The 4355-nt window shown below is 61.3% G+C and carries 3 protein-coding genes; all 3 read left to right on the forward strand.

What is annotated here, in order from left to right:
• The coding region (locus DW2_RS18750; RefSeq protein ID WP_038148982.1) for an N-6 DNA methylase at nucleotides 1–1297 on the forward strand (1297 nt) is incomplete at its 5' end.
• A complete protein-coding gene (locus DW2_RS18755; RefSeq protein ID WP_081875085.1) occupies nucleotides 1290–2456 on the forward strand; it encodes a restriction endonuclease subunit S in 1167 nt (388 codons plus the stop codon). The genes DW2_RS18750 and DW2_RS18755, both read left to right, overlap by 8 nt.
• A gap of 15 nt (nucleotides 2457–2471) precedes the next feature.
• Nucleotides 2472–4355: type I restriction endonuclease subunit R (locus DW2_RS18760; protein ID WP_038148984.1), on the forward strand; the 1884-nt coding region annotated here is incomplete at its 3' end.

The raw sequence follows: 4355 nt of genomic DNA on the forward strand, positions 1-4355 counted from the left end.
TACCGGCATTCCCGCATGTATCATCGTTCTGCGTCAGCGCATCCACCAAGGCGCGAACCTCGTCTCCGGCAAACCCGCGGACCGTCAGGGCAAGGTGCTTTTCATCAACGCAGACCGCGAGTACTTCGAAGGTCGCGCGCAGAACCACCTGATGCCCGAGCATATCGAGAAGATCGTCACCACCTTCGAGGAATACCGCGAGATCCCCGGCTTCTCGCCCATCGTCGACCTCGAGACGCTGAAGGCGAACGACTGGAACCTCAACATCCGCCGCTATGCCGACAACGCGCCGGCGCCCGAACCTCATGACGTCCGCGCTCACCTTGTCGGTGGCATCCCGAAGTCGGAAGTCGAGGCAAGGGCAAAGCTCTTCAAATCCCACGGCATGAATCCGATGGACCTGCTGACCCCGCGCGATGAACGCTACCTGGACTTCGCGGTACAGATCACCGCCAAGGCCGACATCAAACCGGCCATCGAGACCAACGCGGGACTCATGGCGCGCGAGGTCGAAATATGGGACAAGTTCAACGCTTGGTGGGCCGACCACACCGACGCCATCACCGCGCTGGCGGGCGATGACAGCGCGACCGCACTGATCGCCCTGCGCGACGAGCTTCTATCCAGCTTCTCGACCACGCTCGAAAGCCTCGCCATGCTGGACCCGTTCACCGTGCGCGGGATCATCGCGCAGTTCTGGATGCAGTCGCGCTTCGACTTCCTCACCCTCATGGCGCGCGGGACCAAGGGCGTGGCCGATGCATGGCGCACCTCCATCGTCACCGCGCTGGAGGACAAGGGCAACAAGGAGAACCCGCTGGACCACAAGCTGGTCAGCTTCCTGATGGGCACTTTCGTCACCCAGATCGCCGAGCTGGAGGCAGAGAAGGCCGAGCTGGACGCCAAGATCAAGGCTGCGACCGCCAAGCCCGAAGAGGGTGAGGAAGAAGAGGACGATGCCGATCCGGTGGATGAAAAGCAGATCAAGGCGTGGAAGAAGGACCTGGCCGAGGTCAAGAAGACCCTGAAGGCCAAGAAGGACCAGTTCACCGCCGAGCTGAACAAGGGCGTCGATGAGCTGACCGAGGAAGGGGCGGCGGAACTGCTGCTGAAGATCCTGCATGACGACATGGCCAAGATCCTGACCCGCTACATCGCCGTGCAACGCGGGCAGATCGTGGCGGCTTTTGAAAACTGGTGGGACAAGTATCGCGTCACCCTGACCGAGATCGAAGGCGCACGGGCAGAGGCGACCGACAAACTGGCCGGGTTCCTGAAGGGGCTGGGGTATGTCTGATCTTGGTTCGATCCTCCGGCTTGAATACGGCGCGGCATTGTCTGCGGAAAACCGGACAGGCTGGGGGTATCCCGTGTTTGGTTCGAATGGCGAAGTTGGACGACATTCAAATTTCCTGATCGGCGAGCCCGGTATCGTAGTCGGTCGCAAGGGAAGCGTTGGCCAAGTCAGTTGGTCGAATGAGCCATTCTGGCCAATCGACACTGCGTATTGGGTGGACTGTCGTGCGCAGGATCGGCGCTGGCTCTACTGGCTTCTGTCGTATTTGCCGCTGAAGCGTCTCGATACTTCGACAGGTGTTCCCGGTCTCAACAGGAATGACGTCTACGAGTTGGAGGTCTACCGTCCTGACCCCGCTTCCCGAGATAAAATCGCCGAGATCCTCGATACTTTGGATGCGGCGATACGGGGGACCGAGGCGGTGGTGGCCAAGTTGAAGGCGATGAAGCAGGGGCTGCTGCATGACCTGCTGACCCGCGGCATCGACGCAAACGGAGACCTGCGCCCTCCATACTCCGAGGCCCCCCACCTCTACAAACAAACCCCGCTCGGCTGGCTGCCGAAGGAGTGGGATGCACGCCTACTCGACGAGGTTGCAATCCGTGGGAGCGGCCACACCCCGAGCAAGTCCATAGCGTCGTATTGGAATGGCGGTATCAAGTGGGTCTCGCTGGCGGACTCTCATCGGCTGGACCAAGTATTCATCCGGGAGACCGACAAGGAGATCAGCGAAGCCGGACTCGCGAATTCTTCTGCGGTTCGGCACCCAGAAAACACCGTCATTCTCTCCCGTGATGCAGGTATCGGGAAGAGTGCCATCCTTGCGTCAGAAATGGCGGTGAGCCAGCATTTCATGGCATGGCGGTGTGGATCGAAGCTGAACCACGTTTTCTTGTACTATCTGCTTCAGCGGGAGAAGCCTCGCTTCGAGGCAATTGCCATGGGGAGCACGATCAAGACCATCGGTCTGTCGTTCTTCAAGAAGTACATGGTCGCCCTGCCACAGAAGGACGAGCAAGATCGCAGTGCGGAAATACTGCTGGAAATCGAAAGCGATATCGTTCGCCACGAACAGGAACTCCAGAAACTCCGCGCCACGAAATCCGGCCTGATGGACGACCTGCTCACCGGCAGGACGCCCGTCACTGCGCTGCTGTAACCGAAGGGTCTGCCCATGGGACATGAATACGATGACGTCGAAAAACCCTTCATCGACCAATGCGTCGCCATGGGCTGGACCGCGCTGACCGGCAGCAAGGATGACCCCGCCCCGACGGGCCGCACCAGCTTCAAGGAGGTCATCGCCGAGACCACCCTGCGCGACCGCCTGCGCGCCATCAACCCCGGCCCGGACGGCCAGCCCTGGCTCGACGAGGCGCGTCTTTCGGAAGCTGTCAGCGCGCTCACCCGCCACGGTCATCGCGGGCTGATGGAGGCCAATCAGGCGGTCACGGAACTGCTGCTCAAGGGGCTGACGGTCGAGGGCCTGCCCGGCTGGGATGGCGGGCGCGGCCAGACCATCCGCTACATCGCCTGGGATGATGTGGACGCCAACAGCTTTACCGTCGCGAACCAGTTCCGCGTAGACTGCCCGCCCGGCCATGACGTAGGCAAGGGCTTTATCATCCCCGATGTGGTGATGCTGGTGAACGGCATCCCCATGGTGGTGGTCGAGGCGAAAAGCCCCGCCATCCCCGAGCCCTTGGCCGAGGCGGTCAAACAGCTCCGCCGCTATCACAACGCCCGCAAGGCCGCGCTGGAGGTCGAGGAAAACGAGGGCACGCCCGCGCTGTTCGCCAGTGTTCAACTGTTGATCGCCACCAGCTTTGATCAGGCCCGCGTTGGCTGCATCGGCGCTGACCTGGAGCATTACGGCCGGTGGAAGACGGTGGTCGGGCCGGATGGCACGGGGTCGGAAGACGACGTGATCAAGGCCTTGGGCCAGAAGGGTCTGTCGGAACAGGAGCGCCTTGTCGCGGGGATGCTGCGCCCTGCGCATTTGCTGGATATCCTGCGGCATTATCTGCTGTTCATGAATGTGGGCGGCCAAACCATCAAGACCGTATGCAGATACCAGCAATACCGCGCCGTGAACCGAGCGCTGGAACGGCTGCGCAGTGGCAAGACGCGGCTGCAGGATGGCGAGTATGACCGCCGTGGCGGCATTGTCTGGCACACGCAGGGTTCGGGCAAAAGCCTCACCATGGTGTTCATGATCCGCAAGATGCGGACGGATCTTGCCTTGCGGAAGTTCAAGGTGATCATGGTCACCGACCGCAAGGACCTGCAGCGGCAGTTGTCGGAGACGGCCACCCTGTCGGGTGATGTAGTCGAGATGGCGTCGAGCAACGGATCGTTGAAGAAACTGGCGAGGCGCAAGGGGCCGGGCCTCGTCTTTGCGACCATCCAGAAGTATCGGACCGACGAAGACGTGGCCGAAGTCAACAAGGGGCCGGCCTTCGACGTGCTGAACGAGGATGAGCCCATCGTTGTCGTGGTAGACGAGGCGCACCGGACGCAGGCGGGCGATCTGCATGCCAACTTGATGGCTGCCCTGCCGAATTGTGCTCGGATCGGTTTTACCGGCACGCCGATCATCATGGGGGAAAAGAAGCGTACCACGCAGATCTTTGGTGACTTCATCGACAAGTACACAATCCGGGAAGCCGAGGCCGATGGTGCGACGGTGCCTGTCCTTTACGAGGGACGGACTGCCGAGGGGGCGGTGAAGGATGGCGCCACGCTGGACGGGCTGTTCGAGGACATGTTCCGTGGCCGCACGGACGAAGAACTGGAAGCGATCCGTAAGAAATACGCCACCAAGGGCAACATCCTCGAAGCCCCCTCTCTGATCGCGGAAAAGGCGCGCGACATGCTGCGGCATTACGTGACCAACCTTTTGCCGAACGGATACAAGGCGCAGGTGGTCGCCTATAGCCGCACGGCGGTGGTCCGGTATCAAGCCGCGTTCCTTGTTGCCCGTGATGAGCTGGTGGCAGAGGCTGCAGCGCTGTCCGACCAAGACAAGGCGACGGATGACGAGGAGCTTTGCACCAAA

The organism is Thioclava atlantica, assembly GCF_000737065.1.
In the GTDB taxonomy this organism is placed as follows: Bacteria; Pseudomonadota; Alphaproteobacteria; order Rhodobacterales; family Rhodobacteraceae; genus Thioclava; species Thioclava atlantica.